This window comes from Arthrobacter sp. CMU6, from assembly GCF_059090205.1.
Genome location: NZ_JBNHFL010000001.1, coordinates 282,844 through 309,720 on the forward strand (window position 1 = coordinate 282,844; position 26,877 = coordinate 309,720).

Here is a 26,877-nt window from a genome sequence, read left to right on the forward strand (position 1 = left end):
CGAGGCAGGAGCGCCCGTGCGCCTGCCTGTGGATGCCCATTGTAAAGCGCGGAACTGACGTTGTCTGCGGGGCCGCCGCCCGGCCGTTGACGCCGTACCCGGGAACTGCCACTCTGGCGGCAAGCCCCGAGGCGCGGGGCGACGCCTGTGTCGGCGAAGGAGACGGACATGAGCGAGCTCGATGATTTCCTGACCGCCATGCTGGACCGGCAGATAGCAGCGGAAACGGCCCTCCACAACGGCGACGTGGAGCCGAGAATGGCTTTGTGGTCACGCTCCGACCCGGTCACCTTACTGGGCGCGATGGGCATGTCCAACGTGGGGTGGGACGCCGTCAGCCAGACGTTCCGCTGGGTGGCGTCACGGTTCTCGAACTGCACCGCCTACAGTTTCGAGCTGCTTGCCGCCGGGGCCAGCGGGGACCTGGCGTACACCGTCGGGTTCGAGCGTGCTGACCTGACGGTCGACGGCGGTCCGCCCCAGTCCACCAAGATCCGCGTCACCCACGTCTACCGCCGCGAAGGCGGGGAGTGGAAGATCGTCCACCGCCACGGCGACTATGTTCCGCTTGACGCGGCCGCTGCCGCTGAGGAAAACCCAGCCGTGCCGGAGACATGACACCGGGCTTGGCGGGAATCTCTATACAGCCCTGCCCCGCGGGCGTACCTTAACTGACCATGAGTGAAGTGCCACTGCCTCAACGCATAGCCCGGGCAGTGGGCGACAGCCACCTCTCGGAACGCGTGGCCGTCGCCCAGGAGGTCGTCTACGGGCCGATCATTGACTGGGCGCGGCGCAGCCCGCTTCACACCGGCGTCCTCGGCCACTCCCTGCATCCGCTGCTCACCGACGTGACGCTCGGCTGTTGGTTCAGCGCGTCCATCCTTGACGTTGCCGGAGGATCCCAGTCGCGGCGCAGTGCCATGGTGTTGGTCGGAACCGGGCTGGCGGCCGCTGTGCCTACCGCCCTTTCAGGCACCGGGGACTGGGCGGAAATGACGGACAGCGAGCGTCGGATCGGCGCGGTGCACGCCCTCGGTACCGACGCCGCCATCTTCCTTCTCCTTGGATCCCTGATCGCGCGGATGCGTGGCCGCCAGGCGCTCGCAGTGAAGCTCGGCCTGGCAGGAAACGCAGTCGTAGCGGGAGCCGGCTTCCTGGGCGGGCACCTGGCACTCAACCGCGGAACGGCACGCCGGGCCGCTGCCTCCGCCTGAGGGAAGCGCCGGGGCGGGGATCAGGACTGGGTGCCGTTGTACTCGTCGTCGGTGATGTGCCCGCCCCAGGTGGTGGTCGTGGCGGGGTCGTCGTCGTTCTCCATCATGGCGATGTGCTCCATGAAGCAGCCGGGAGCGGCGGCATGCCAGTGCTCTTCCCCGGGCGGGGTGTAGAGGGTCTGGCCGGGGTGGACCTTGATGATCTTTCCGTCGCGGCCGCCGAACCGGGCGACGCCCTGGGTGACGCGGAGATACTGCCCGCGCTATCCAGTCCTGAGGGAGTCTCTGTCAGTACCCGTATCGGCGGAACCTCCCGCATAGGGGAAAGGGGCGCTGACCAGCCTTGGTTTCGACGGCTCACCCGGCGGACTCACCGGACGGGCTCATGCACCGGGCTCAACCGGCGGGGTCAGGCTCGGTTTCGACGGCCTCGGTTTTGACGGGCTCACCCAGCGGCTCGCCGGAACAAGCATCGCGGAGTGCCAGCGCCGCCTGGACCAGCGCGGCGTGGGTCAGGGCCTGGGGGTAGTTTCCCAGCAGGGTCCCGGTGGCGGGGTCGATCTCTTCGCTGAGCAGACCCAGGGGGCCGGCCACCCCAAGAAGCGCCTCGAACATTGCCGCGGCTACCGTAGCCCGACCTGTAAGGGCGAGTGCCTGGACAAGCCAGAAGGAGCACGGCAGGAACGCCCCCTCGTCACCGGGCAGCCCGTCCTGGCCCGGCGGGTAGCGGTACAGGAACGGGTAACCCGCCGATAGCTCCGCCCGCACAGCATCCACTGTTCCCCGCACCCGTGCCGAGCCAGGTTCCTCGAAGCCGGTCACGGGCAGGATCAGGAGTGCCGAGTCGAGGTCGCCGGACCCGTACGAGCGGGTGTACGTGTTCCTGGCAATGTCGAATCCCCGGGCCCTGATGTCGGCGGCGACAGCTTCCCGCGCGCCTTCCCACCGGCGCCGCCGCGGGGTGCATAGGGGATGGGTCCGGGCGATCCGCAGCGCCCGGTCCAGGGCCAGCCAACCCATGAGCTTGGAATGCACGTGGTGCGCGGCGTCCGCGCGGATTTCCCAGATGCCGGCGTCCGGTTCCGGCCAGCGCCGCGCCACGAGATCGGTGAAGCCCCGCATCGCCCGCCACGTCTCCGAATTGAGCCGGTGCCCCTGCCGGACGAGGTTCCACGCGGCGTCCAGGACCCAGCCGTAGCCGTCCAGCTGGTGCTGGTGGGCGGCGCCGTTCCCCACCCTTACCGGAGCGCTGCCCCGGTAGCCCGGCCAGTTCTGTAGGGTGCGCTCTGAGGGAACATGCCCGCCGGTCAGGGTGAGCAGGGCAGGAAGCCGCGGCCGCTGCAGCCGGCTCGCATGAAGGAGCCAGTTCAGGAAGTTCAGGGCCTCGCCGTCCTTGCCCAGGGCGAGGAAGGCGGCGATGCCGATGCTGGCGTCCCGCGGCCAGGCGTACCTGTAGTCCCAGTTCCGGATGCCGCCCGGATCCTCCGGCAGGGACGTGGTGGGAGCCGCCACCGGCGCGCCCGAGGGGGAGTAGGTCAGCAGTTTCAGCGTCAGCAGGCTCCGCACCACAGCTTCCCTGAACGGAACGTCCCCGCTGATGCCCGATGTCCACTCCCGCCAGCGGGCCTCGTCGGCTTCCACCAGATCCCAGGCAGTCTCGGGATCGACCCAGATCAGCGGTTCCGTATAGGCCAGGGCGAGCACCATCACAACGGGACGCCCGGGCTCAACGGTGATTGCCGCCGTCGTGCCCGGCTCCAGCCGCACCCCGCCGCTGCAGCCGAGCGACATGGCCAGCGCACCCCATTCGCAGACCAGGTGCTGGCCCTGCCGGACGCGGGGGTGCAGGTGGCGCTCGCCGAAACGCGGATCAAAAACGACGGCGGCCGCCGCCGGTGCGCCGCTGGCCTCCAGCCGCCGGACCAGGAGAGTCGTGGGCAGCAGGCGGCCCGATACCTCCGCCACCATCGCTTCGGTGAGCGTCAGCGTGCCGCCGTCGGTGGCCCAGACGGTCTCGAGCGTCGCCGTGTGCGGCCGGTAGCGGCGGACGAGGCGCTTGGCGGGCAGGGCAGGACTGATCCGGAAGGTGCCAGCCTCCGGGCCGCCGAGCAGCGCGCCGAAGACGGGACCGCCGTCGAAGGTGGGCGCGCAGAGCCAGTCGATGCCGCCGTCGGCCGAGACCAGGGCGGCCGTGCGGGTATCTCCCAGCAGCCCGTAGTCCGCAAGGGCGGGTGAGTGCTTGGCGTCCATGTTCCCGTTCACCTTCTTCCGCTTTGGGAAGGTTCAACTGGCCGTGAGGAGCAGCCCGAGCAGGGAGCCGTAGACCAGGTGGGCGGCCACGGCCACCGCCGGCGTTTGGATTCCGTAGTTCAGGCCCAGCAGGCCCGGCGGTTCAAGCGCTGCGCGGCTGGCCGGGCCGGCCCTGGTGCTGGCCATCCTGGGATGGATGCCGGGCAGCAGAGGCAGGATGATCGTCAGCGCCACGGCAACGTGGAGGAGCCCCAGCAGCGCGCCGATCCACCACGTGGCCCTGCCCAGCACCGCAAAGACCGCCGCGTAGCCGAGGGCGAAGACCTGCCCTGCCGCGAGGTGGATGAAGAAGCCCGCGATCCGCGCCCGGTCCGGATCCGGCGTGACAAGGCTGCCCAGGACAAGCGGCAGGTCGAGCCGGGTCCAGCCGGCCATCTGGAAGGCAATCATCACCCCGGTCAGGGCCGCCGTGGCTAACAGCCCGAACAGCGCCCAGCCTTGCCAGTCCATCTCAACCGCCTGCCTTCTAAATGTAACTTATCTAATTTTAGAATGCGGAGCGAACGGCGGGCAAGGCCCGGGCCGTGCGCGGCTTCACGACAACCCAACCCGCAGCAGAGGTCTTGTCCAGAGAATGGCCGCTCCGGGGGCTTAGGAGCCATTAGCTGGACAAAAACTCCTAGCCTGGTTGCGGCAAGCTCAACCAACGGCGACCGGCCCGCGAGGTGCCCCACCAGTACTCGGTGTCCCCCTCCCGCGCGGCCTCTGAGGACGGGGACGTGGCTACTTCCTGGCGGCCTTGGGCTTGGGTTCCTTGGCGGCCTTCGGCGGCAGGGTGGCGACGTACTGGAAGGCCTTCTCCGTCCATGCCCGGGCACGCGCGTCGTCGCCGTCGCCCTCCTCGTTCCACATCTCCGGCAGCCCGGTGTACCCGCCCATGGGACGCTCGGCGGGACCGAAGGGAACGGTGCGCTCCGATGACTCCAGCACCGCCCGGTCCTCCTCGGAGAGCTTGATGCCGATGGTGGGCCCGAACAGCCCGGCGAACATGTTGCCGTTGACGAACGCCCCCAGGTTCCCGAACATCGGCTTGATGACCACCCCGGGATGGTCAGGCACTATGGCCCGGAAGTGTTCCTTGTCAGCCTCGGTCGCTTTAGGCATCTCCATCGGTGCACCTCCGGGTAGCAGGGTTAGGGCGGCACGGCATGGGCATGGCCGTGTGCCGTTCCATGCCGGGATCATACGCCCGCACTCCGGCCCCGGCCACCGCTTTCGGCGCCCCCGGCCACCGCCGCCGTGCAGCCGCGTGCGCCGGCGTCGTGCTCCTGCCTCAGCTTCAGTAATGGCGGGGCGTATTCGTCCTAAATGGTTGTTGCTGCAAGTTTGGCGAGGTGCCGGCTGGATCTCGTGTACAGTAGAGACCGTTGTTGTGTTTGTATTTGGTAGTTCAGGCAGTACGCGCGGTCGAAAGTCCGCGTTCTTCTGAAGTAGCGGTTTTGAACACCCCACGCCGGAGGACCCGAAAGTCGGGACTTTTCCTCCACCTTCACGAAGGACAAAAATAATGGCTACTGGCACCGTCAAATGGTTTAACGCTGAAAAGGGCTTCGGCTTCATTTCCCCCGATGACTCTTCCCAGGATGTGTTCGCACACTACTCCGCGATCAACTCCGGCGGCTTCCGCTCCCTCGAAGAGAACCAGAAGGTTTCCTTCGAAACCGAGCAGGGCCCCAAGGGTCCCCAGGCCGTCAACATCCAGGCTCTCTAATTCCATAGAGTTTCTGGGGCCGCAAGGTTTCTGAGCAGGGCCCGTCTTCGGACGGGCCCTGCTTTTTCTTAACCCGCGTGTGCTGGAACCAGCGGGTAAGCGGACGTGTCGCCGGTGATGGAGCCGGCACGGGCTCAACCCGCGGGCGTTCCGCGCTGTGCAAGGAACGCCTTCAGCGCCGGGCTGTCGATCTCGTTGGCCAGCCACGGCACCGTCTGCGCGGCCGCCTCGTCGCCGAGGAGCGCCCGGTGCGACCGCGCCCGCACCACAAACTCGCGCATCCCGCTGCGGCTGGCCAGCTTGTCCAGCCTGCCGACGAACTCCGAAGCGCGGGGCGAACCCGCCGCGATGGCCACCTCCACGGCCACATCCAGCAACCGGGCCGAATACCAGAGGTACCACGGCTTCGGTTCCAGCCCGCGTTCAACCCAGTGCTGCGCGGCGGCCAGATCGCCGTGGGCCAGGAAGAGCCGGGCCTCCGCCCCGGCCGCCAGCGCCATGTAGCAGTGGTCGCCGGCAAGATCAGCCAAGACCCACGACCGGTCAATGAGTTCCGCGGCTTCTTCGAGCCTGCCGGCGGCAAGATACGTTTCCCCGCGCAGCCCGCTGACAAACGGCTCGAACGCCGTCCAGTGTTCGGCAGCCACCCACTCCAGCGCGCGGTCCAGGGACGCCGCCGCTGCGTCCACGTCACCCTGCAGCAGCTGCACTCGGCCGAGCAGTGCCCGGCTGAACGCCTGCTGCCGGCGGTTTTTGTTGGCCTTCGCCAGCCTGCCGGATTCCTTCAGGGCGGCCACGGCGTCCTCATAGTGCGCGGTGTCCGAGGCCAGCATGCCTTGAATGCCGAGAATCCGTGCCTGTTCGTCGGGGAACCCCTCAGCAGCGAGCATCGCGCGCCCCAGCCAGCCGGCCGCACGGTCGGGCACGCCCCGCTGCACCGACAGGTAGCCCAGCTCGCGGTACGCCGCGGCGGCAGTCCGGGAGGCGCCGTCGGGCCCTTCCGCCGACAACGCCCGGTGCAGGAAGTCCGCCACCTCCGCGCCCCGGCCGCCCGCCTGGTGGATCAGCGCCCCGGACAGCGTCACGAGGGATTCGGCGATCAGGTGCCGGTCAGTGCTGCGCTGGGCGAGCACGACGGCGAGCCGCAGCTGATCGAGCCCCCGGTCGACAGCGCCGGCCAGGAGGGACGCCCCGCCTGCGTCCAGATACGACCGCACGGTTGCTGAAGTGGCCGGCATGCCCGGGTCGGCCGGAAACGCAGACGTCAGCGCCCGGCGGACCTCTGCCGGCAGCGGCAGGCCGAGCTCCTGGCGGTAGAGGTCCGCGCATTTCGCCACGTGCTCCCTGGCCCGGTGGTGCTCGCCGAGCGACACGAGAGCCTTGACCAGGACGGCGTTGCAGTCCGCGTGGAACGGGTCGCGGTGCAGTGCCAGGGTTGCCAGTTCCGCTGCCTCGCCGGGCTCATCCGCAGCAAGGGCGGCCAGTGCGGCCTCGTACATCAGGGACTGGACGCAGTTGTCCAGGCGGTACCGCTGGTCAGCCACCCAGGAATCAAACACCGGGCAATCGGCGAAGGACAGCCCCTCCAGCAGCTGGCCGTTCAGGCTGCGGGGATCCGGTCGAGGGAGGGCACCCGAGCCCACGAGTTCGACGGCGTCGCACCGCCACGGCGGCTGCAGCGCCAGCCGCAGCGGATCGCCGTCGAACGTCACCCCGGCGAGGGTCCGGCGCAACTCGGAGAGGTTCCACCGTAGGGCGCCGAGCGGATCCGCCGCGTCGGGGAACAGCAGCACTGCCAGCCGCGACCGCCCGGTGCCGTCCGGCTGAAGCGCAAGGTAGGCCAACACGGCCCAGGCCTTGCGGCCCCGGGGCTGCGGGGGAGGACTTCCGGTGGACTCGATCGCCGGCGGACCGAGGAGCCGAATGGTGCTTCCGGCCATACGCGCCATTTTAGCCCCGGCCGGCCATCAGCGGAGTCAGCGGACTTTCACACGCCGGCTCACACGCCCGCCGAACACACTGAAATCACCCCATCAGCACCACCACTCATTCGAGGGAAACACCATGGAACTGTTCACCATCATCGTTCTTGCGGGACTCTGGGTTGCCGGCGCCACCATCCGCGCGATCCTGACCGACGGCCGGGGCCACACTCCGGGTGTGCGCTCCACGGAGGCGTGGCACGCAGGCCGGTTGCCCAGCGTTCCGTTCTCGGAGGCGCGGCTCTAGGTTAAGGACCGAGGTTTCGAGGGGGCGCAACCATCGGAAGCCGGGGGCGGTTCGTGCCTGGGCGCCCCCAGCACATAGACTGGGGGCAGGTGAGCCGGGAAGTCTGGTCGGCACGGTATTTGTCGAGCCAACGATCAGGACACCTAATGAACCAGCACACCCCCTCAGCTCCGCCGCCCGGCGGATCCACCGTCTTCGGACGCGGCAGCTACGCCGAGGCGCTGCGCATCGGGACGATACTGCGGAAAGAAACCGTCGGTGGCGCCCTGCTGGTCGCCGCAGCCGTCGTAGCGCTCATCTGGGCCAACTCACCTTTGGCCGACAGCTATTTCGCACTCCGGGACTTCAGGATCGGCTACGAGCCCTGGCACCTTAACCTCAGCCTCGGAGCCTGGGCCGCCGACGGCCTGCTGGCAATCTTCTTCTTCCTGGTCGGACTCGAGCTCAAACGGGAGTTCGTCGCCGGAGACCTGCGGAAGATCAGCAAATCCATCGTCCCCATCGCGGCCGCCGTCGGCGGCGTCGCTATCCCCGCAGTAATCTACGCCCTCATCAACCTTTCGAGTCCGGAGATGTTGCGGGGGTGGGCGATCCCCACTGCCACCGACATCGCCTTCGCCGTCGCCGTCCTGGCGATCATCGGCTCCCACCTGCCCAGCGCCCTGCGGATTTTCCTGCTCACCCTGGCCGTGGTCGATGACCTGATCGCGATCAGCATCATCGCCATCTTCTACTCCAGCGACATCCAGCCCGGGCCGCTGCTGCTGGCACTGGTTCCCCTGGGCCTCTACACTTTCCTCGCCCAGAAATACCGCCGGTTCTTCGGATCCAGGCTGGCAGCAGCCTGGCTCATCCTGCTGCCCTTGGGCATCGCCACCTGGACGCTCGTGCACGCCTCGGGCATCCACGCCACCGTCGCCGGTGTGCTGCTGGGATTCGCCGTCCCCGTGATCCGCTCCCAGGCCAGCGGCGGCCCCGACGCGGGCCCAGGCCTCGCGGAAGCCTTCGAACACCGCTTCCGCCCCATTTCCGCAGGCATCGCCGTACCGATCTTCGCGTTCTTCTCCGCCGGAGTCGCGGTCGGAGGATGGGAAGGACTGCTCTCGGCCCTGACCGACCCGGTCGCCCTGGGCGTCATCCTCGCCCTCGTACTGGGTAAGCCTGCCGGGATTCTCGGCACCACCTGGGTGCTCACAAAGGCAACCCGGGCAAGGCTGGATGATTCCTTCAAATGGATCGACATCTTCGGAGTCTCCCTCCTGGCCGGAATAGGTTTCACCGTCTCCCTGCTGGTGGCTGAACTCAGTTTCGGTCACGGAACCATCCAGGACGACCACGCCAAGGTCGGCATCCTGACGGCGTCACTCATCGCTGCACTGCTCGCAGCGGCCGTCCTCAGCACCCGAAACCGCCAGTACCGGCTGGCAGAAGCGGAAGAGGAAATCGACTCGGACCATAACGGCATCCCCGACGTCTATGAACGGGACCACCGCTCCTGAACCAGGTTCCGGCGGACTCAACCGGCGGGGGACTAGTGCAGCCCCATCGCCTCGCGGACCTCGTCCAGGATGTGGTGCATGGCGGTCTCCGCCGCGGTGGCGTCACCGGCGGCGACCGCGGCGGCCGCCTCCTCGTGGGCGTCCAGGGCTTCGGGCCGCGGTTTGAACGGCATGAGTCCCTGATGGGTGCGGCTGGTGAGCACCTCGGCCACCATCCCTTCGAGCGCCGAGAACATCTCGTTGCCGCAGCTCTTTAGCAGTAGCCGGTGATAGGCGATGTCGGCTGCGAGGAACGCCTCCAGCTCGCCCGCTTCACCCAGCCGCCGCAGGTCCGCGGCCAGAGCCACCAGCTGTCTGCGCTCGGCGGCACTTGCGCGGCGGGCCGCGCCGGCAGCGGCGATGGGTTCGACGGCGATGCGCAGCTCCGTGAGGCTGGCATACTGCTGGGCGCGGCGCTCGGACGCCAGACGCCACCGGACCAGCTTGGGATCGTAGACGTTCCAGAGGTCCGGGCTCTGGACCACGATCCCCACCCGCCTGCGTGAGTAGACCAGGTTCATCGACTCGAGCACCTTCATGGTGTCCCGCGCCACTGTCCGGGACACGCCGTACTCCTGCTGCAGACCTTCAAGGGTCAGGCGGCCTCCAGGTGCCAGCGCGCCGGAGGCGATGGCCACGCCCACAGCGTCGAGGACGCGTTCGTGCATGGCGGGGGACAACACGCCGTCGTGCGCGTCACCCGCGCGGTCTTCTGTCGCCGTCGACATGATCCTGCCTTCCTTTCGCGCTGAAGCGCTCCTCCAGCGTACCGGAAGAGGACAGCAAAGGTATGACCTGTGACACGCAAAGATAGTATCTTTCAGGCTAATTGGTGATACCTTATCTCCAGCGCAGTTCGAGTCGGGCTGCAGATTGAGCTTCTTCCACAAGCCAAAGACGTCTTCTTCGGAGGTAAACATGCAGTATCCAGCCACGCATCTGGTGGTGATGGGCGTTGCCGGTTCGGGCAAGTCCACGATTGCCGCGGCCCTGTCCAAGCACCTCGGCTGGGCCAGCGCGGAGGCGGACGAGTTCCACCCGCAGGCCAACATCGGCAAGATGAGCCAGGGTATTCCGCTGCAGGACGAGGACCGGTGGCCCTGGCTGCGGCAGATCCAGAACTGGATGACCGAACAGGCCCGGGCCGGCCACAGCACCGTCCTCACCTGCTCCGCCCTGAAGCAGAGCTACCGCAAGCTGCTGTCCGAAGCCGAAGGCCGCGTCCTTTTCATCCATCTGCACGGCGACGCCGCCCTGATCAGCCAGCGCATGCAGGGGCGCGAAGGCCACTTCATGCCGCCCACGCTCCTGCCCAGCCAGCTGGCCGCCCTGGAACCGCTGACCGCTGACGAGCTGGAGGCCGGGAGCCTGCGCCTGGACATCACCCGCTCCCCGGAGGAGCTCATCAATGCCATCCTCGCAGCGCTGAACCTCCCGTCTGGCAAGACCCCGAGCGCTAGCTAAGCGCCCGCCCTCTTTCACCTCCCGAACGCAAGAACCTGTTTCAAAGGAGAACCATGACCATCGAAGGATGGACCCAAACACTGGGCGCAGGACCGCTGCTGCTCATCGCGGCAGCGGCCATCGCCGTCCTGCTCGTCCTGATCATCCGGCTGCGCATGCACGCGCTGCTGGCACTGATCGTGGTCAGCCTTGCCACGGCCTTCGCCACCGGCATCCCTGCCAACCAGGTAGTGCCGGTGCTGGTCAACGGCTTCGGGACAACCCTGGGCACCGTTGCGCTGCTTGTGGGCCTGGGCGCCATGCTCGGCCGCATCGTGGAGACCAGCGGCGGCGCGAAGGTGCTGGCTGACTACCTGATTGGCATCTTCGGCGAAAAGCGCGCACCGTTCGCGCTGGGCCTCGCGTCCCTGATCTTCGGCTTCCCCATCTTCTTCGACGCCGGCCTCGTGGTCATGCTCCCCGTCGTGTTCGCTGTGGCCCACCGTTTGGGCGGGGGAGTGCTGCGCTACGGACTGCCCGCCGCCGGCGCATTCTCCGTGATGCACATCTTCCTGCCGCCGCACCCGGGTCCCGTCTCGGCGTCGGCCTTCTTTGAGGCGAACGTCGGCCTGGTCACTATTGCCGGCCTGCTGACGGCAATCCCCACGTGGTACGTCACTGCCTACCTGTACGGCCTGTGGACCGGCAAGAAGCTGCACCTCCCGGTTCCGGAACTCCTCGGCCACGCCACGGCCGACGCCGAATCGCACCCGCCGCGGTTCCGCACCGTCATCGGCCTGCTGCTTCTGCCGCTGGGACTGATCTTCATCAATACGGGCCTGAACACCCTCGCCGCCTCCGGCGTGTTGCCCGAAGCGGTCAAGAACGAGCAGTGGTTCCAGGTGCTGCGCACACTCGGCGAAACACCGGTGGCGCTGCTGATCTCGGTCCTCGTGGCCATGTTCGTCCTCGGTGCCCGCCGGGGCGTCCACAACGGCGCCCTTGAGAAGCTGCTCGAATCCTCGCTGGGCCCCGTCTGTTCCGTCATCCTGATCACCGGCGCCGGCGGCATGTTCGGCGGCGTGCTGCGCACCTCAGGAATCGGCGACGCCCTTGCGGACGTGCTCGGCAACCTGGGCATCCCGCTCATTCTGGCCGGCTTCCTGATCTCGGCCATCCTGCGCATCGCCCAGGGCTCCGCGACCGTGGCGCTCACCACCACCGCCGGCCTAGTCGCCCCGGGTGTGGCGGCGGCGGGGCTGAACGGCATGCAGATCGCTGCCATGGTCATCGCCGTGGCTGCCGGCTCCGTGGTGGTCTCCCACGTCAACGACTCCGGCTTCTGGCTCGTGGGCCGCTTCTTCGGCATGGACGTCAAAACCACGCTGAAGACCTGGACTGTGATGGAAACCCTCATCGGTGTCATGGGCTTCACGATCGCCGCGGTCATCTTCCTCGTGGCCGGGCTCGCGGGTTAGCCACGGCTTTCTGGAGTACGACGGCGGGAGGCTGGCAGATCTGCCGGCCTCCCGCCGTCGGACTTATGTCCGCTGGTTTTTCAAAAGTGCGGGAGACTGGAACCCTCAACCAGAAGGCGGACCACATTGATCAAATTGCAGCAGGATGCCGAAGGCTTCATCCGGATGAACCGGCATTTCCCGGAGAGCGTCCTCGTCTCCGTCACCTTTTCCGACGGCTCGGTGGAGGAGGTCTCCGGCAAGCGGCTCAACCAGGCGTACGACGAGGCCCTGGCCGAGTTCCGCGCACAGAACCATCTGGACGCGAAGGGCTTCTCACGTCACCAGAAAAGCCGGAGCAACCCCGGCAACAAGGTCGACTTCGTACGCGTCCAGCCCGGCATGGGTGACTGACGGAGACTCCCGTCTCCGCTGATCGAGCCTGTCTCCCGCTGGTCGAGCCTGTCGAGATCGAGACCGGCTCCGCTGATCGAGCCTGTCGAGATCGAGGTGGCCGGTTTCGACAAGCCCAACCAGCCGCGCTTACTCTTCCGCGAGGGCCTTGATGACCTCCTTGGCCACGTCCTCGCTGGACTGCGGGTTCTGGCCGCTGATCAGGTTGCCCTCGCGCACCACATGGCTGGCCCAGTCCGGGCCGGTTTCCACGTTGGCGCCCTTCTCCCGCAGCGCCGTCTCCACGAACCACGGCGTGTTCTCGCCGGTGCCGCCGCCCAGTTCCTCCGAGTTGGCGAACACGGTCACCTTGCGGCCCGTGAAGGCGAACGCGCCGTCGGCGGCCGTGGCGCTGAGCAGGCCCGCCGGCCCGTGGCAGAAGGGCGCGATGATCTTGCCGACGCCGTCGGCCTCCACGAGGATGCGGCCGAGGTCCTTGTCCTGGAAGAGGTCCGCCATAGGGGCGTGGCCGCCGGGCAGGACCACGGCGTCGTACCCGGAAATGTCGACGTCGGCCAGCACCAGCGGGGCGAAAAGGTCGACGTCGATCATCTCTAGATAGGCGCGGAAATCCTCCGCCCGCTCCTCGCTGCCGACGGTGTCCGCCTGCAGGCTGAGCTTGTCCACGGTGGGTTTGACGCCGCCGGGCGTGGCGAAGTCCACGTTGTGTCCGGCCTGTTGCAGGGTCCGGTGCGCCACAACCAGCTCCTCGGCCCAGAATCCCGTGGGGTGCCGGCTGCCATCCTTCATGGTCAGCGAATCGGCCGCCGAGACGACCATCAGAATGTTAGCCATTGTCCTTGCTCCTTATGTGGTTTTTCTTGGTTTAGGCCGACGGGCTCAGCCGGCCCAGTTCCGCAGCCGCAGGGGCGGTTCCTCGCCGCCGGCCTTTTGCAGCAACACCTGGTTCACGCCCGTCAGGCCGGCCTCGAAGCCGAGTGCGCTGGCTGCCATGTACAGCCGCCAGATGCGGGCGCGGCCCTCGGACGTCAGCCGGACTGCCTCGTCCCACTGCTCTTCGAGGTTCTTCACCCAGGCCCGCAGGGTCAGGGCGTAGTGCCGGCGGAGGGCCTCGACGTCGAGCACTTCGAAGCCGCCGCCCTCCAGCGCCACCACCATCTCACCCAGGCTCAGCATCTCGCCGTCGGGGAAGACGTAGCGGGGGATGAAGGAATCCGGATCGTCCTCGGTGGGCCCGGCATTCCACGAGATGGCGTGGTTGAGCAGGCGGCCGCCGGGGCGCAGCAGGCCATGGAGCTGCGAGACGTAGCGGCCCCGCTGCTCGCGGCCGACGTGCTCGGACATGCCGATGGAGCTGATCGCGTCGTAGGGGCCGTCGTCGATGTCGCGGTAGTCCTGGACGCGGATGTCCACATGTTCGGTCAGCCCGGCCTCGGCCACCCGCTTCCGGGCCAGCTCCGCCTGCTCGATGGACAGCGTGATGCCGACGACCCTAACGCCGTACCGCCCGGCCGCATGCAACGCGAAGCTTCCCCAGCCGCAGCCCACGTCCAGCACCCGCATGCCCGGCGCCAGTCCGAGCTTCCGGCAGACGAGGTCGAGTTTGGCTTCCTGGGCAGCGTCCAGGCCCGTGCCCTCGTCGGACCAGACCGCGCATGAGTACACCAGGGACGGGCCAAGCACCAGCCGGTAAAAGTTGTTGCCGACGTCGTAATGGTGCGAGATTGCGGCGGCATCGCGGTTCTTGCTGTGCCGCCTGCCGTGCCTCTCCACCCTTGCCTCCTCCGGCGGGGGAGCGGGGTTGGGGCCGAGCGCGCCGAGCCGGATCCCGGTCTTCACCAGGGTCCATGCTTCGCCTGCCGTCGGCTTGGTGAACGGACCGGGCTGGGCGAACTTGCCGGCGGAGCTGAGTGCGGCGAAGGCTGCGAAGATGTCGCCGTGCGCCTTGATTTCACCGGCCACGTACGCCCGGCTCAAGCCCAGCTGCCCGGGCGACCAGAGTATCCGCCGCAGCGCCCGGCGGGACGTGAATTCGATCAGGGGCGCATCAGCCGGCCCCGCTTCCGAACCATCCCAGGCCCGCAGCCGTACCGGGATCTGATCTGTGCCCGGCCCCCCTGTGCCCAGGTCCCTGGTGCCAAGAACGATGGCCAATGCCTTGGCCAGTTTTGGTGCCGCTCCGGTCGTCTTTGCCATCCTTGTCGCCTCTCGTCCGTTGCCCCAGCTCGGCAGGCTGCGCCATTGCAGTCCCGTGGCAATAACGTACACAAGCCTGCCTGCGCCGGACAGGGAGACAACCCTGTCTCCCGGTGTCACAGTTCATGCGGGCGTTCCGACGTGCCACTGTTCAGGGTCCGGCGGCGGGTCCGGAGCATCCGAGTCTGGACCGGACATGAGGGCGGTGGGATCCTGATCCAAAACGTCGATGGGGGAGAAAGGCTGTAGCAGACCATGGACGAATCCGCGGATACGCGTCAACGGCTGTCCGAACGCATAGACCAAAAGCAGCAGGCCATCCGCTCCTACCTGGGACGGGAGCGGCCGCGACGCAACCGACTCTCCAACATCAGCATCGTGGGCAGTGCCCTGGCCGCCATGCTCACCGCCGGCCCGGCCGTTGGCGGCACTGGATTCACGGAGGCAGTGCGCGGGATATTCTCACTGGACGACGACTCCATCGTCTGGCGCTTCCTCTGTCTGGCAGCCGTGATTTTCTCCGTCGCCGCCGCGCTGGCTACGAACTTCGCGAACTCCCGGGCCCTTGGCGAAAAAGTCAGCGCGGCCGAGTCCGCCAACGCCCAGCTGGAGGGCCTGCAGCTCTCACTGAACTTCGGCAACCTGGCCGTGCCCGACGCCCTCAAGCTCTACCAGCAAGCTGTAGGGCCCGTGGCGTTCGTGGATGAAGTGCCTTTGCGCTGAACTGTTTCCCTGAGAAAACGTACGACGGCGGGTGGCTGGCAGGAATCGCCAGCCACCCGTTTACTCGCTTTTAGCGTTATGCCAGAAGTGCGCACATATCAGCCACTCGCTCGGGCCTTCAGAGGGCAAGGAGCTCGAGATCGCGCGCCCACTGTCCGCGTTCAAGCGCAACCGGGTTAAAACGTCGTCTGGCTCACCGCGGACGCGCACTGCTGCGCCGCCCACCACGACTCGCCCGAGCGAGCCGCCTTCCAGGACTTCACCCCCTTCTGGGAGTTCGTCGGCGGGCCGATCAACGCCGGAAGCTTCGGGCCCAACCAGATGGACCGCACCTTCGGCCCCGAAGTGGTCTTCTCCCGGGGCGGCGCCTACGCCGGCGAGTCCCCGCGCAGCGGCGAAAGCCAGTACTTCGGCCACGTGGACCTCGGCGAGAACGAGGTCTTCTCCGTCACGCTCCGCAACGCCAACGGCACGGTGATCTTCCGTAAGGACCTGAACCCGGAGCGCTAAGTCCGCCGTTTGGGCTTGCGGGGCAGGGGCAGTCGACCGTAACCTCGGGCTGCTCTGCGGTGCCGGGCGGCTGGTACTTTTCGCTGTTGTAAGCAGGATTCGCCCAGAATGGCAGGCTGCTGTGCGGCCGGCAACGGCCGGATCTCCTGGTCGTCTGTGCCCGCGAGCAGGGGAGGTAGCCACCCGTGCTGTCCGGTGGGACGATTCCACTATGAGCGAGAACTTTCCGGACCGTGGGCCGCACCTGCACGCCCACTCAGCACCCACCACCCAGCAGATGCGCACGGTTGGGCAGCGCCGCCGGGACGCGGAAGAGAAGCTGGAACAGCATCTTCAGGAAGCCCGGCACAAAGACCATCCGCATCCCAGCGAGCCAGTCGCAGTGTCTTCTGCTCCGGCGGAGGACGGCCAGGACCTTGCCGATATCCCGTCCGACGGCGCGCTGCCCGCTTCGGAGGGCGTTGATCCCAACCCCGGGCGGTAGGTTTCAAGAAGCTCAACGACTGCGGCGGCGGGTGGTCGCCAACCGATGCTGACCACCCGCCGCCGGGCTGTCCGGAGACGGTGGCCACTCCAAGAGCCAGACGCGACGTTCGCCCGTTCGCAGCATGGAAAACGCCGGTCAAAAACCATGGCATAGTTCTCTCAGTTGAATGTTGAAGTTCTTCAAGTAATGGGGGATCCATGACCGATCATTGTCGCGCCACCACTGTCTCAATTTGGGCTCGACGCCTGGCAGCAACCCTTGCGGTCGCCGTTGCTGCTACGGCCGCAGGCGTAATGCCAGCAAACGCTACCGTCCCGCAGAATGAGCCGGTTCCGGTCACGCTAACGGAACCGATTGACTCGTCAGCAAATACTGCGCCGACTGTTTCAGGCGAGGCCGTGGTGGGCCAGACGCTCACTGTCGACCCGGGAAACTGGGCGCCGGAAACCATCCTTGAGTATCAGTGGCTGGCGGACGGCCAGCCGCTGGAAAGCGCTACAGGGTCCGCGCTCGTTTTGGGCCCAAGCCAGGCAGGCAAGGTGATCACGGCGCGAGTGACCGGAACTCAGCTTGGCTCAACGCCCGAATCGCGCACGAGCGAGCCAACAGCCGCCATCGGATACGGAACACTCGCGGTTGCCACACCGAGAATATTCGGGGATGCCGCTGTCGGTAGGACGCTAACAGTCGAGGCCGGCGACTGGACCCCGGGCACCACATTTTCCTATCAGTGGTCGGCTGACGGTGCACCCTTGGATGGGGCCACAGAGCCCGCTCTGGTCCTTAACGAGATCCATGCCGGCAAGACGATCACCATTCAGATCACGGGCTCGCAGCCCGGATATTCGTCGGAAGCTCGCACGAGTGAGCCCAGCGCCACGGTTGTCCGTATAGCAATCCCAGCGGAAGTGACGTTCTCAGACGTGGATGGCACGAACAACGACACCTATACCGTGCCGGCGTCGGACGGAGTCGACTACCGAGTCAATGGGGAGGCGGTGCCGGCAGGTCCTTATCCCGGAACCGGCACTGTCACGGTGACAGCGACAGCAAAAGAAGGATTTGCCGTAGCGCCGGACGTTGCTGCGTCGTGGACGGCGACGTTCAAGGCAACTCCGTACCCCGTGTCTCCGGCGGCAGTTTTGTTCAGGGACCAGTTGGGCATGAAGGACGACACCTACACCGTTCCGTCCACGACGGGTGTTGATTACCTCGTAGGCGGAAAGATAGTGGCCGCCGGAACGTATGCAGGCGTCGGCACGGTCACAGTGACGGCGGTGGCAAAAGCCGACTATGTCATTTCGTCCGGTGCTGCCGCGTCGTGGACGTTGACATTCAAGGATGACCTGATTGGTCCTGCCCCGAAGATCACGGGCACCCCGAAGGTTGGCTATGTACTGACAGCGGTCCCAGGCACATGGTCACCGACTCCAGAAACGCTCAGTTACCAGTGGTACCGTTCCGGCGTCGCTGTTGCAGGAGCAACGGCGACGACGTACAGGCTTCCTTCCACTGCCGCTGGGGCGACTTACACGGTTCGCATAACCGCATCGAAGGCCGGCTACGCAGTGGTGGCTAAGTCTTCCGCGGCCACGGCCGTCATCGCCAAGGGGTCCCTTGTCGGGGCCGCTCCGAGGATCACTGGGACCGCCAAGGTCGGCTATGCACTGACCGCGATCCCGGGGACTTGGTCACCGGCTCCAGTCGCGCTCCGGTACCAGTGGTACCGCTCCGGTGTTGCCGTTGTAGGCGCGACGGCTGCTTCTTACCGGCTTCCGGCCAACGCTGCGGGGGTGACGTACTCGGTCCGCATCACTGGAGCAAAAACTGGCTACAACTCGCTGGTCAAGACCTCAGGGGTGACCGCCGTTGTGGCCAGGGGATCCCTGGCCGGTCCGGCACCGAGGATTACTGGCACCGCCAAGGTCGGCTATGTGCTGACCGCCATCCCAGGCGTATGGTCGCCGGCTCCGGTAGCGCTCCGGTACCAGTGGTACCGCTCAGGGGTTGCCGTCGTTGGCGCGACTGCTGCTTCCTATAGGCTTCCGGCCAGCGCCGCCGGGGCGAAGTATTCGGTCCGAGTCACCGGGTCGAAAACCGGCTATTCGACATTGGTCAAGACCTCAGGGGTGACCGCCGTTGTGGCCAGGGGATCCCTGGCCGGTCCGGCACCGAGGATTACCGGTACCGCCAAGGTCGGCTATGTGCTGAGTGCCATCCCGGGCGCATGGTCGCCGGCTCCGGTCGCGCTCCGGTACCAGTGGTACCGCTCAGGGGTTGCCGTCGTTGGCGCAACCGCGGCTTCCTATCGGCTCCCGGCCAGCGCCGCCGGAGCCACCTACACTGTCCGTGTCACCGGGTCAAAAGTCGGCTACATCACACTGGCCAAGGTCTCCGGGGCCACGGCACGCATTGCTGCGCCCTACGTGCCTCCGGCCCCAGCGGTGTACTACGCCAACTGTACTGCGGCGCGGAATGCCGGCGCGGCTCCGATATTCAGGGGAGAGCCCGGCTACAGGAGTGCCCTCGACCGTGACAGTGACGGAATCGCTTGCGAATAGGTTCTGACACGCCCAACGACCGGGAAGGCTCAGCCACCGTGGCGGGCTGAATCACGACGGCGGGTGGCCGGCAATCATTGCCGGCCACCCGCCGTCGGGCTTTCCGGTCAGGCGTCCGGTCCTGCGGTCAGGTAGTTGTGGACCTCGTAGAACGTCACTTCCAGATCTTCGGTCATGCCCACCTCGCGGGTGATGGGGTCAGTCTTCTCGCGCGTGAATGCCGGCCACAGGCATGACGCGCTCCTAAGTTGCTTGGAGAATCACCTCGGGCGGCCCGGAATTGGACCGCCCAAGGCCGTGCTACTCCGGGCGGGGTAGGGTGTCAATGGTCCTTTCATTGATCGAATGATGCACGTCACATTTTCCGCTGGGCATGTAATCCGGCATCTCTTCTGCAAGAATGGCGGGGTCATGTGCGGGGGGTCACAAGCAATGGCGCTTGCGACCTCCCGTGCTATGCCCTGGGGAGGCAAGGATGTCAGGAATCACTTTTACGGCCATCGATTTCGAAACGGCCAACAGCCACCGCGGCTCGGCATGCGCCGTCGGCCTGGTGAAGGTCCGTGAAGGGCACATCGTGGACACGGCGTCGTGGCTCATCAAGCCGCCGCCCGGCATCGACGACTTTGATCCCATCAACGTGGAGCTCCACGGCATCGCGGAACAGGACGTCCAGAACGCCGCCGACTGGGAGATGTCCCTCGAAGGCATCCTGCAGTTCGTCTGGGAGGACCCGCTCGTGGCGTTCGACGCCGCCTACGACGCCTCCGTAATGCGCGAAGCCACAGAGCACCAGCACCTGGACCTGCCAGCCAAGGACTTTTACTGCGCGCTGCACCTCGCACAGGACCACCTGCCGCTGCCGCGGCATCGCCTCAGCGATGTCCTCGCCGCCCTGGGTATACCGCCGGTGGAGCGGCACGAGCCGCGGGAGCACGCGCTGGCCTGCGCCCGGATAGTGCTCGCCATCGCCGCCCGGCGCGGGATGAACAGCCTTGACGAGGTGTGGGAACAGCCCACGACGGCGGTCGGCAAGCGCCGCCGTGGCCGGCGAGTCCGCACCGACGCCGACCCGGACACTGAAACACCCGGCGGCGCCGGACATGGGGGATCCGACGCCGCACCCGAGGGGCTTCCCGCACCCGAGGGGCTTGGCGAGTCCGAGGGCCGGGATCGGCCTGGTGCCAACCTCGCCGTGGTGGTGCCCGACGCCGGCCTGCACCTGATTGCGGGCCTCGCCGGCACTGCGGGGGCCGACACGGCAGGCCTCGCCGGCACCGCGGAGGCCGGCACCGCCGTGCCCGGCAGGGCCGGCAATGATACCGCCGACCTGCTGCAGTTGAGCCGGACCAAGGATGAGCCCGCTGACTTTGACCGCAGTGAACGGAACGCCGCCGCCGAACCGAAGGCCGCGAAGCGCGTGTTCAGTACCGCAGCGGGACTGGTGCTGTTCGCGCTGGGACTGGCGGCCGCCGTCGGGCTCGCCTACCTCACCGGACTCACCATCCGTTTCTTCGCCGCCGGCCAGGCCGTCACGGCTGCACTGACACTGGCCGCAGCCGCCGCCACCACGTGGGCGATCTGGGCAACCATTACTCGTGGCTGGCACCGGCTGCGGCCCGGCACCTGACCCGCTGGCACCAGACCCACCCCAATTGACCCCCGGCACCTGATCCACCGCATCTGCGGCCTGCCGCCGCGGGTTCGTGCGTCCCATCTGCGAGAATGCTCGTGGACCGCGGGCGGGCGCATTTGAATAATGCCGTCCCCTCAGGTCACGGAAGCTCAAGGAAGCTCAGCGAGGCCTCGCGGCCGGGGAAAGGCGGACATCCATGCCCATGTGGGCCCAGTCGCTCTTTTGGGGAACTCTTGCCGGCGGAGCCCTGGTTCTTGGCTCGGGACTGTCCTGGAAATGGAACATCCCCGCCAAGCTTGTCTCCTCGATCATGGCGTTCGGCGCCGGCGTCCTCATCTCCGCCCTGGCGTTTGAACTCGTGGACGAGGCCGTGCAGGGCGGCGGACTCTGGCCCACGGTCCTCGGCTTCCTCGCCGGCGCGGTGGTCTACGTCAGCGCCAACGCACTGCTGGCCCGCTCCGGAGCCAAGCACCGGAAGCGGTCCAAGGACCAGCAGCCCTCCGAAAAGGAGGACCCGGGCAGCGGCACGGCCATCGCCGTCGGGGCACTCCTGGACGGCATCCCGGAATCCGTGGTCCTGGGCCTCGGCCTCATCACGGCGGGCACCGTGAGCCCGGCCATGCTCGCCGCAGTTTTCATCTCGAACGTCCCGGAAGGGCTGTCCAGCACGGCGGGCATGAAGAAAGCCGGCCGCAGCGCCAAGTATGTCTTCGGTGTATGGGGCGGCATCGCCCTGCTGTGCGGGCTCGCCTCACTCATTGGCTACACTGCGCTCGAAACCGCACCGGACAGCATGGTTGCCTTCATCACCGCCGTCGCCGCCGGCGGGATCCTCGCCATGCTCGCGGACACGATGATCCCCGAAGCTTTCGAGGAGCACCACAACCTCACCGGCCTGGTGGCTGCGGTCGGCTTCCTCTCCGCCTTCACCATCCACCACGTCGGCGGGTAGCTCTCCTTGTCCGGGAGGCCTAACGCTCCTTGGGGATGAGGATCCACAGGGCGATATAGACCAGCTCCCCAACACCGAACAGGCCGAACAGCACAAAGCCGATGCGGACCAGGGCCTTGGAAATACCGAACCGCGCAGCCAGCGCAGCGCAGACACCCGCGATCATCTTGCCGCTCCTGGGGCGGACCATGCCAGTTTCCATGCCGCCACAGTAGCAGCCGGCTGCGCGTGAGTCAGCGACCGGGACCGTGGCAGTTTCCGGGGTGCGTGAACCTGGCGACGGCGGGGTCCGGGCAACCCGGTGCCGGGTCACCAAAAGTACCCCGACGACGGGTGGACGGCGACGCTGTCGCCCTCACGCCGTCGAGCCTTAGCGAGCGGTCCCTGGGGGACCCGCTCAAGCCGCGTTGACGGTTACGGTTCTCGTGGCGAGGACCTTTGACGTGATCCAGTGCAGGAACTGGATGGTGATGGTGTACTTTCCGGGTGTGGGCGGGCGCAGCAGGAAGTCGAATTTCTCCGCGGCGCCAGACTTGATGATGTTGGTCAGGAGCGGCTGCCTGGCCATTGAGGGCTGAACTGCCGGTCCTGTGGGGCTGGGGGTGGTCCAGAATGGCCGGCCGTCGTGGGCGATCAGTTCGGCGATTTTTGCCGGTTTGCCCGCCGCGTCGGTGATCGTGGTCAGAGTGGGGAAGTAGTCCACGTTGACCATGCGTACCAGGGTTGGGTACTTGCCGGGCCGGACAACGTTGGCCCGCATCTGGGAGATGGTCCAGACTATGTCGTCACCCCTTGGCCGGCTGGGGATGGTGCCGCCAATGAGGAAAAAGTGCCTGGGCTCGAAGCGGTTCAGTCCCGCATCCTCGCCGTTGAGCCCGGCAGCGTGGTTGAGCTCGTGCCACCGGGGATCGATGGAGTAGGGCGCGATCAGGGTTTCCGTGGCGATGTCATACAGCGGACCCTCAAACGTGTGACGGCGTGTCCCTGCGGGCGCCGGTAAAGCGGGGTTGGGGCGGGGATCGACGACGATGGCGCCGAACATGCCCATCTGCACGTGGAGCGGGGTGTTGACGTGGCAGTGGTAGAAGTAGGTTCCCGCCGAGCCCCGGTTGGGGTTGCCGCGTTCGGCGACATCCGGCCTCCACTGGTAGGTGTAGTGCCCGGTAACTTCGAAGGAGGTGTGGCCCACGCCGTCGTTCCTCGGGTCCGGTTCGATGCCGTGCCAGTGGATGGTGTGGACCCTCTTGCTGGGCTTGATGGTGGCCTGGAAGAGTTGCCCCTCCTGCATCCGCACGGTGGTGCCGGGGATCTGGCGGCCGAAGTCGTTGCCCTCGAAGCTCCACATTTCGTGCTCGGAGCCGTCAGGGAACTCGAATTTCCGGTTGAAGAAGTCCATCAGAAGGTAGACGTCAGGCTTCAGCTGGAACTCGGTCTCCGGGCTGCCCTCATGGGGCTGGTCCGACGCGAAGTCCACCTGGCTCCTGAACGTGTGGTGCGCGTCATCCTCGACGGTTCCAGGCAGCCCGGTTTCGGGAATCGTCTTTGCGGCCAGGACCCAGTCAGCCACCAGGCCGCCGGGATACAGCCCGCCGCGCGCCGTCTGGGAGGGCTCAGCATGGCAGTGCATGGGGTACGTCCAGTCCTCGTCCCTGGCGTTCCAGACCTGGTCGATCGCCTCGGGCGGGCGCCGGATCGGAAGCATGGCTTCCTTGCGTTCCAGCGGCTGCAGCTGGACGGTGTCCTCCCACTGTTGCAGGACGACATCACCCTGGGGCGAGACCCTGCCGTTGGTCCGGGGAAAGTCGATGCCGTTAGCGCGCACCGTCCACACGTGGTTGCCGTGGTAGTGCAGCTGGTGGTCAACGATCCCGGCGTTCAGCATTCTCATGAGGTGTCCTGTGCGTATGGCCCCGGCTGAGGGGGTGGCGCTGAAGTTCCGCACGTCGGTTTCGCGGGGATGCCCCGACGGCAGGGTGTCCTCCTTCCGCCGGTGGTTGAACTCCTCATCGTCTGTGACCGCCACCGATTGGAATCCTGAATAGCCGTTGATGGTGAAGTAGTCCGGCTCCGCTGGGATGGCCAATGGGTCGATCGTCTGCCCCCGCGCAGCGATGCGCGCCCAGTTGGAATCGACGTCGTGGCACAGCCACAGCCACTGGCGCTCGAATTCCGCCGCGCCCGGGGCAAGCCGCCAGGCGTTCCGCGGATCGATGACCACCAGGCCGCCGTACAGGCCAAGGGTCCGTTCCACGGGCTGGTTGCCGGGGTCCGTGTACACGTAGGTCCCGGGCAGGGGCGCAGGAAACCTCAGGAGCTTGGTTTTTCCGGGGGCGACCTGGCCTGAGCCAATGTCCGCTCCGCCCGGGCCGGCACGGTGGAACCGGATCTCGTGCGGCTGAGCGAGGTTGTTGTGCACCATGATTTCGATGGTGCTGCCCGTCTCGGCGATCAGCGTCCGGGGTGGAAAGAAGCTGGCCCAGTAGCCTCGCCGGGCAAGGAACTGCCGGGTCTGTGCAGGGTCCGGCCGCAGCGGCGACGGCCTGCCATACGGAGGCACCGGCGCACCGAGCGGATAGGTGCGGCTGGCCAGGACCCTTCCGTTTGCGGTGATGACACGCGGGCTCATCGCCAGCGCCGGCTTCGGGTCGTTTACCGCGGTGCGGCGGTCCCCGAAGCCCCGGTGATAGACCAGCGAGCCGTCCACCATCGGAACGAATCCGTCATTGATGTGGATGTCCAAGACTGCCATTGCCGACCTCCTGTGTGTATTGGAGACCGGGAAAAAGTTGCTGAACACAGGTCCATGTCGCCCCCAATTGCGCTTACAGACAGGCTTCATCGTGTGTGCAACAACCTAGGAAAAACTTGGGGTACTCCCTCGCGAGGGGCATGTCCTGTCATACGCCGTTCCGGCGTCGTCAGTGGTTCTGCTTGGCGGTGCTTTACGGCGGCGGCTTAGCGCGGCGCTTTACGGCGGCGTCCTTGGCCAATGCCGCGTCTAACTGACGACGACGGGACCCTGGGCAGTGCCGGTCAGGCCTGTGGCTGCCTCCAGCCTCAGTTCCATGTCGGTCATGACCACCGCGGCCAGGTCACGCAAATTGGCGGTGTCCTCCGGGGTCATGGTGCGCGGTTTGAAGTCCAGGATGCACAGGGTTCCAAGGTTGTAGCCGTCCCGGTTCTTAAGGGGAGCACCGGCGTAGAACTTCAGCCCGAAATCTCCCGCGACCAGCGGATTGAGCAAGGTCCTCGGATCCTCCGGGGCGTTCTCCACCACCCACAGCTCGTCCTGCAGGATCGCGGACGCGCAGAGGCCGGGGTCCCTGTTGATCTGCTCCACCTCCAGGCCGTGGTGGGACTTGAACCAGATCCGGTCATGATCCACGATCGACACGATGGCCACCGGCACTGAGAAGAGCCTGGCGGCCAGCGCCGTGATCCTGTCGAAGGCGCCGTCCGGGGGAGTGTCGAGGATGCTGTAGCTGTGCACCGCTTCCATCCGGGCTTCCTCGTCCAGGGGAATGACCGTGGCGTCCACCCGGTGTTTCCCGCGGGTGCTCAGGGACAGCTCGTACAGGGCCTGGCTTACCTCGCTGGTGGAAGGCCGGTCCTCCGGGTTCCGCGCCGTCATGGCGGCGAGGAGGAGGCGCCACTCGGGTTCGACGTCGTCGGGGATATAGGGGTCGTCCATGAGGCGCGCCAGTGCGCTCTGCAGCGGGTCACCCAGGAAGGCCTGCTGACCGGTAAGGCACTCGAGCAGCACCAGTCCCAGCGAGTACACATCACTGGGCGGTCCGATGGGCTCGGCCTTCGCCTGTTCAGGGCTGAGGTAGCCGGCGGTGCCAAGGAAGCCGCCGTCATGCAGGTCCGGCGCATCAGCCATCAGAGCGATGCCGAAATCCGTCAGTTTCGCGTGCGTGCGGGCGGTGTCGTGCTGGTAGTCGAAGACCAGGATGTTGCCCGGCTTGACGTCGCGGTGAACCACGCCGCTTTCATGGATGTAGGCGAGGGCGTCCGCAATGTCGTAGCCGATCTCGGCCGTGTGCCGCGAGGAGAGCGGGCCATCGGCGAGGCGGCGCTTGAGATCCGGGCCTTCCACCAACTCCATGACCAGGTAGATGCGCGTGCGGCTGGGCTCTTCCCTGTCGACGCCGGCGTCAAGAAGCGTGATGAGACTGTGGTGGTTCAGGGCCGCAAGGATTTTTACTTCGGCGTCGTCGTCGCGCGCTGTTTCCTGTGCTGCATTGCTTCTGTTGATGACTTTGAGGGCTACCTCGCGTTCGAGGGACACGTCCAGTGCCCGGTACACGTTGGCCATGGCGCCGGAACCAATCTGTTCCAGCACCCGGTACCTTCCGCCGAGGACTGTGCCTTCTGCAATGCCGGGTTGTACGGCCATTAGATACCTTGAGTTTCCTGCCGGGCCCCGGGGCCGGCGTCATAAGTGCTTTGAAGCGTTGACAGCAATATGCGTGAAATGCCGAGTGTTGGGTACACAGAAAGAGCCGACTTGCATCGGCTCTTTCTGTGGTTCGGCCTAGATGAGGCTGGGGGCGCTTGACAGGATGTAGTCGGCGGCAGCGGGCCCGGTCATGGCCCGTTCGCAGTTCTCCGGATCGATGCCGCGCTGCGTGAGTGCCGCAAACAGCGAGTCAGGGGCGGCCGGCTGCAGCTTATGAATCAGGCACCAGCTGGTGTACAGGCCGAAGAGCTCGTCCGGACCTAGCACCGTGTCGGTTTCCCGTTCCGTGGTCAGCGCCTCGGCAATAAATTGTTCAAACGTGGTAGCGTCCACTTTGGCCTCCTCTAAGGACAAGTACATTGATCCGCCGTTTCTGCTTCAGCGATAAACGGATCTCCGCCCGGGGGGCCGTCGATCTACCTGAAACTTATGCGAGACAGACTGTTCTGTCTAGTTGAGCCGGTAACGCGCAGACCCATACGCGGCGTGGCACCTACCGATCTATCGATGAATACGAACAGTGCCTCTGCCCGCTGCGCCTGTTGCCCCATAGGGTGGCCGGACAGTTGCCATCGCTTGCATACGTATTGGTGAACTGGGCCGGTCTCCGGGCCGATTTGCGTGTGCCTCTGGGGCCGTGTAGAGTCTTTCGAGTCGCCGCCGCTGAAGCGGAGAAATAGCGACCGACCCCCTTTCAAACAGCCTGAAAAACGGTGCACTAAGCAGTGCGCCGGAGACAGGCCGGGGACCCTGACTGCAGCTCGAATCGCGGAAACGCTAATTTGCAAAGCTTCGCCGGTCCGGGTAAGTTTGAAAAGTTGCTCCGGAGCGATCCTGAACGTTGGTTTGGGTGGTGCCGGGTGTGTCTGTTGTTTGAGAACTCAATAGTGTGCCAAGTTTGTTGATACCGGTTTTTTATTAAATTGGTTGATTGTGCCGGGCTGCCCACCCCCGTGGTGCGGCCTGGTGTTTTTAGCTGGTTTCAAATTTTGTGCAGCCTTCGTTCCTGTTATTTCCGGGGGTGTTGGTTG

General features: G+C 66.4%; 24 protein-coding genes and 2 pseudogenes. 14 read left to right on the forward strand and 12 right to left on the reverse strand.

The genetic code is table 11. From position 1 onward, the window contains the following. The first annotated feature begins 168 nt into the window (after positions 1-168). Entirely contained in the window at positions 169-618 is a 450-nt protein-coding gene (locus tag AC5RWD_RS01245) for a YybH family protein (RefSeq protein ID WP_494018290.1), read from the forward strand. A 59-nt stretch (positions 619-677) separates the two neighbouring features. Continuing rightward, on the forward strand, positions 678-1,217 hold the full coding sequence (locus tag AC5RWD_RS01250; RefSeq protein ID WP_494018291.1) for a DUF2231 domain-containing protein: 540 nt from the start codon (positions 678-680) through the stop codon (positions 1,215-1,217). Between the two features lie 20 nt (positions 1,218-1,237). Here the strand turns inward: AC5RWD_RS01250 and AC5RWD_RS01255 are convergent. The 4 genes and pseudogenes from AC5RWD_RS01255 to AC5RWD_RS01270 all read right to left on the reverse strand — a co-directional run. After that, a pseudogene (locus AC5RWD_RS01255) lies at positions 1,238-1,480 on the reverse strand (cupin domain-containing protein); the annotation flags it as partial. A gap of 133 nt (positions 1,481-1,613) precedes the next feature. After that, a complete protein-coding gene (locus tag AC5RWD_RS01260; protein WP_494018292.1) occupies positions 1,614-3,467 on the reverse strand; it encodes a glycoside hydrolase family 15 protein in 1,854 nt (617 codons plus the stop codon). 33 nt (positions 3,468-3,500) lie between these two features. Beyond that, on the reverse strand, positions 3,501-3,977 hold the full coding sequence (locus tag AC5RWD_RS01265) for a hypothetical protein (protein WP_494018293.1): 477 nt from the start codon (positions 3,975-3,977) through the stop codon (positions 3,501-3,503). 273 nt (positions 3,978-4,250) lie between these two features. Next, positions 4,251-4,637, reverse strand: a complete 387-nt coding sequence (locus AC5RWD_RS01270) for a TfoX/Sxy family protein (RefSeq protein WP_494018294.1) — start codon at positions 4,635-4,637, stop codon at positions 4,251-4,253. 397 nt (positions 4,638-5,034) lie between these two features. On the opposite strand from AC5RWD_RS01270, the gene AC5RWD_RS01275 reads away from it, so the two are divergent. Further along, complete coding sequence (locus AC5RWD_RS01275; protein WP_190606256.1) at positions 5,035-5,238, forward strand: cold-shock protein; 204 nt, start codon at positions 5,035-5,037, stop codon at positions 5,236-5,238. Positions 5,239-5,372: 134 nt separating this feature from the next. Here AC5RWD_RS01275 and AC5RWD_RS01280 read toward each other — a convergent pair whose 3' ends face one another. Continuing rightward, entirely contained in the window at positions 5,373-7,178 is a 1,806-nt protein-coding gene (locus AC5RWD_RS01280; protein WP_494018295.1) for an AfsR/SARP family transcriptional regulator, read from the reverse strand. 124 nt (positions 7,179-7,302) lie between these two features. Here AC5RWD_RS01280 and AC5RWD_RS01285 point away from each other — a divergent pair, with 124 nt between their 5' ends. Together AC5RWD_RS01285 and nhaA are read left to right on the forward strand one after the other, a co-directional pair. Then, on the forward strand, positions 7,303-7,467 hold the full coding sequence (locus AC5RWD_RS01285; RefSeq protein WP_494018296.1) for a hypothetical protein: 165 nt from the start codon (positions 7,303-7,305) through the stop codon (positions 7,465-7,467). Positions 7,468-7,613: 146 nt separating this feature from the next. Continuing rightward, on the forward strand, positions 7,614-8,966 hold the full coding sequence (gene nhaA / locus AC5RWD_RS01290; RefSeq protein ID WP_494018297.1) for a Na+/H+ antiporter NhaA: 1,353 nt from the start codon (positions 7,614-7,616) through the stop codon (positions 8,964-8,966). Between the two features lie 32 nt (positions 8,967-8,998). On the opposite strand, the gene AC5RWD_RS01295 is transcribed toward nhaA, so the two are convergent. Beyond that, a complete protein-coding gene (locus AC5RWD_RS01295; RefSeq protein ID WP_494018298.1) occupies positions 8,999-9,733 on the reverse strand; it encodes a FadR/GntR family transcriptional regulator in 735 nt (244 codons plus the stop codon). A 190-nt stretch (positions 9,734-9,923) separates the two neighbouring features. Between AC5RWD_RS01295 and AC5RWD_RS01300 the strand changes: the two genes are divergently transcribed. The 3 genes from AC5RWD_RS01300 to AC5RWD_RS01310 all read left to right on the forward strand — a co-directional run bounded on the left by AC5RWD_RS01300 (position 9,924) and on the right by AC5RWD_RS01310 (position 12,319). After that, a complete protein-coding gene (locus AC5RWD_RS01300; RefSeq protein WP_494018299.1) occupies positions 9,924-10,469 on the forward strand; it encodes a gluconokinase in 546 nt (181 codons plus the stop codon). A gap of 53 nt (positions 10,470-10,522) precedes the next feature. Continuing rightward, positions 10,523-11,926 carry a GntP family permease gene (locus AC5RWD_RS01305; protein ID WP_494018300.1) on the forward strand — a complete coding sequence of 468 codons (1,404 nt, stop codon included), beginning with the start codon at positions 10,523-10,525 and terminating at the stop codon, positions 11,924-11,926. A gap of 126 nt (positions 11,927-12,052) precedes the next feature. Then, entirely contained in the window at positions 12,053-12,319 is a 267-nt protein-coding gene (locus AC5RWD_RS01310) for a hypothetical protein (protein WP_494018301.1), read from the forward strand. 129 nt (positions 12,320-12,448) lie between these two features. On the opposite strand, the gene AC5RWD_RS01315 is transcribed toward AC5RWD_RS01310, so the two are convergent. Together AC5RWD_RS01315 and AC5RWD_RS01320 are read right to left on the reverse strand one after the other, a co-directional pair. After that, positions 12,449-13,153: a type 1 glutamine amidotransferase domain-containing protein gene (locus AC5RWD_RS01315; RefSeq protein ID WP_494018302.1), complete on the reverse strand. Its 705-nt coding sequence runs from the start codon at positions 13,151-13,153 to the stop codon at positions 12,449-12,451. A gap of 45 nt (positions 13,154-13,198) precedes the next feature. Next, complete coding sequence (locus tag AC5RWD_RS01320) at positions 13,199-14,515, reverse strand: class I SAM-dependent methyltransferase (protein ID WP_494018303.1); 1,317 nt, start codon at positions 14,513-14,515, stop codon at positions 13,199-13,201. A 255-nt stretch (positions 14,516-14,770) separates the two neighbouring features. Between AC5RWD_RS01320 and AC5RWD_RS01325 the strand changes: the two genes are divergently transcribed. The 6 genes and pseudogenes from AC5RWD_RS01325 to AC5RWD_RS01350 all read left to right on the forward strand — a co-directional run bounded on the left by AC5RWD_RS01325 (position 14,771) and on the right by AC5RWD_RS01350 (position 21,384). After that, positions 14,771-15,238 (forward strand): hypothetical protein, encoded by a 468-nt coding sequence (locus AC5RWD_RS01325; protein WP_494018304.1) that lies wholly within the window; start codon positions 14,771-14,773, stop codon positions 15,236-15,238. 112 nt (positions 15,239-15,350) lie between these two features. Beyond that, positions 15,351-15,748 (forward strand): annotated as a pseudogene (locus AC5RWD_RS01330) (alkaline phosphatase D family protein); the annotation flags it as partial. Between the two features lie 211 nt (positions 15,749-15,959). Next, entirely contained in the window at positions 15,960-16,232 is a 273-nt protein-coding gene (locus tag AC5RWD_RS01335) for a hypothetical protein (protein WP_494018305.1), read from the forward strand. A gap of 296 nt (positions 16,233-16,528) precedes the next feature. Next, positions 16,529-18,796 (forward strand): excalibur calcium-binding domain-containing protein, encoded by a 2,268-nt coding sequence (locus AC5RWD_RS01340; RefSeq protein ID WP_494018306.1) that lies wholly within the window; start codon positions 16,529-16,531, stop codon positions 18,794-18,796. Positions 18,797-19,271: 475 nt separating this feature from the next. Beyond that, the gene (locus tag AC5RWD_RS01345) at positions 19,272-20,426 is read left to right on the forward strand and encodes a 3'-5' exonuclease family protein (RefSeq protein WP_494018307.1); all 1,155 of its coding nucleotides are present in this window, start codon (positions 19,272-19,274) and stop codon (positions 20,424-20,426) included. A 202-nt stretch (positions 20,427-20,628) separates the two neighbouring features. Then, the gene (locus tag AC5RWD_RS01350; protein WP_494018308.1) at positions 20,629-21,384 is read left to right on the forward strand and encodes a ZIP family metal transporter; all 756 of its coding nucleotides are present in this window, start codon (positions 20,629-20,631) and stop codon (positions 21,382-21,384) included. Positions 21,385-21,403: 19 nt separating this feature from the next. On the opposite strand, the gene AC5RWD_RS01355 is transcribed toward AC5RWD_RS01350, so the two are convergent. From AC5RWD_RS01355 to AC5RWD_RS01370, 4 genes are all read right to left on the reverse strand, one after another. Further along, positions 21,404-21,586, reverse strand: coding sequence for a PspC domain-containing protein (locus AC5RWD_RS01355; RefSeq protein WP_494018309.1), 183 nt, complete (start codon positions 21,584-21,586; stop codon positions 21,404-21,406). 195 nt (positions 21,587-21,781) lie between these two features. Further along, positions 21,782-24,133, reverse strand: a complete 2,352-nt coding sequence (locus AC5RWD_RS01360) for a multicopper oxidase domain-containing protein (protein WP_494018310.1) — start codon at positions 24,131-24,133, stop codon at positions 21,782-21,784. A 249-nt stretch (positions 24,134-24,382) separates the two neighbouring features. Continuing rightward, complete coding sequence (locus AC5RWD_RS01365; RefSeq protein WP_494018311.1) at positions 24,383-25,783, reverse strand: GAF domain-containing serine/threonine-protein kinase; 1,401 nt, start codon at positions 25,781-25,783, stop codon at positions 24,383-24,385. Positions 25,784-25,921: 138 nt separating this feature from the next. Beyond that, positions 25,922-26,179 carry a hypothetical protein gene (locus tag AC5RWD_RS01370; protein WP_494018312.1) on the reverse strand — a complete coding sequence of 86 codons (258 nt, stop codon included), beginning with the start codon at positions 26,177-26,179 and terminating at the stop codon, positions 25,922-25,924. Between the last annotated feature and the right edge of the window lie 698 nt (positions 26,180-26,877).

Coding starts and splice junctions, on each gene's coding strand:
- AC5RWD_RS01245 (WP_494018290.1), top strand. CDS start 169: ATGAGCGAGCTCGATGATTTCCTGACCGCCATGCTGGACCGGCAGATA.
- AC5RWD_RS01260 (WP_494018292.1), bottom strand. CDS start 3,467: ATGGACGCCAAGCACTCACCCGCCCTTGCGGACTACGGGCTGCTGGGA.
- AC5RWD_RS01285 (WP_494018296.1), top strand. CDS start 7,303: ATGGAACTGTTCACCATCATCGTTCTTGCGGGACTCTGGGTTGCCGGC.
- AC5RWD_RS01340 (WP_494018306.1), top strand. CDS start 16,529: ATGCCAGCAAACGCTACCGTCCCGCAGAATGAGCCGGTTCCGGTCACG.
- AC5RWD_RS01265 (WP_494018293.1), bottom strand. CDS start 3,977: ATGGACTGGCAAGGCTGGGCGCTGTTCGGGCTGTTAGCCACGGCGGCC.
- nhaA (WP_494018297.1), top strand. CDS start 7,614: ATGAACCAGCACACCCCCTCAGCTCCGCCGCCCGGCGGATCCACCGTC.
- AC5RWD_RS01305 (WP_494018300.1), top strand. CDS start 10,523: ATGACCATCGAAGGATGGACCCAAACACTGGGCGCAGGACCGCTGCTG.
- AC5RWD_RS01320 (WP_494018303.1), bottom strand. CDS start 14,515: ATGGCAAAGACGACCGGAGCGGCACCAAAACTGGCCAAGGCATTGGCC.
- AC5RWD_RS01295 (WP_494018298.1), bottom strand. CDS start 9,733: ATGTCGACGGCGACAGAAGACCGCGCGGGTGACGCGCACGACGGCGTG.
- AC5RWD_RS01280 (WP_494018295.1), bottom strand. CDS start 7,178: ATGGCCGGAAGCACCATTCGGCTCCTCGGTCCGCCGGCGATCGAGTCC.
- AC5RWD_RS01335 (WP_494018305.1), top strand. CDS start 15,960: ATGAGCGAGAACTTTCCGGACCGTGGGCCGCACCTGCACGCCCACTCA.
- AC5RWD_RS01300 (WP_494018299.1), top strand. CDS start 9,924: ATGCAGTATCCAGCCACGCATCTGGTGGTGATGGGCGTTGCCGGTTCG.
- AC5RWD_RS01365 (WP_494018311.1), bottom strand. CDS start 25,783: ATGGCCGTACAACCCGGCATTGCAGAAGGCACAGTCCTCGGCGGAAGG.
- AC5RWD_RS01315 (WP_494018302.1), bottom strand. CDS start 13,153: ATGGCTAACATTCTGATGGTCGTCTCGGCGGCCGATTCGCTGACCATG.
- AC5RWD_RS01325 (WP_494018304.1), top strand. CDS start 14,771: ATGGACGAATCCGCGGATACGCGTCAACGGCTGTCCGAACGCATAGAC.
- AC5RWD_RS01350 (WP_494018308.1), top strand. CDS start 20,629: ATGCCCATGTGGGCCCAGTCGCTCTTTTGGGGAACTCTTGCCGGCGGA.
- AC5RWD_RS01355 (WP_494018309.1), bottom strand. CDS start 21,586: ATGGAAACTGGCATGGTCCGCCCCAGGAGCGGCAAGATGATCGCGGGT.
- AC5RWD_RS01360 (WP_494018310.1), bottom strand. CDS start 24,133: ATGGCAGTCTTGGACATCCACATCAATGACGGATTCGTTCCGATGGTG.
- AC5RWD_RS01250 (WP_494018291.1), top strand. CDS start 678: ATGAGTGAAGTGCCACTGCCTCAACGCATAGCCCGGGCAGTGGGCGAC.
- AC5RWD_RS01270 (WP_494018294.1), bottom strand. CDS start 4,637: ATGGAGATGCCTAAAGCGACCGAGGCTGACAAGGAACACTTCCGGGCC.
- AC5RWD_RS01345 (WP_494018307.1), top strand. CDS start 19,272: ATGTCAGGAATCACTTTTACGGCCATCGATTTCGAAACGGCCAACAGC.
- AC5RWD_RS01275 (WP_190606256.1), top strand. CDS start 5,035: ATGGCTACTGGCACCGTCAAATGGTTTAACGCTGAAAAGGGCTTCGGC.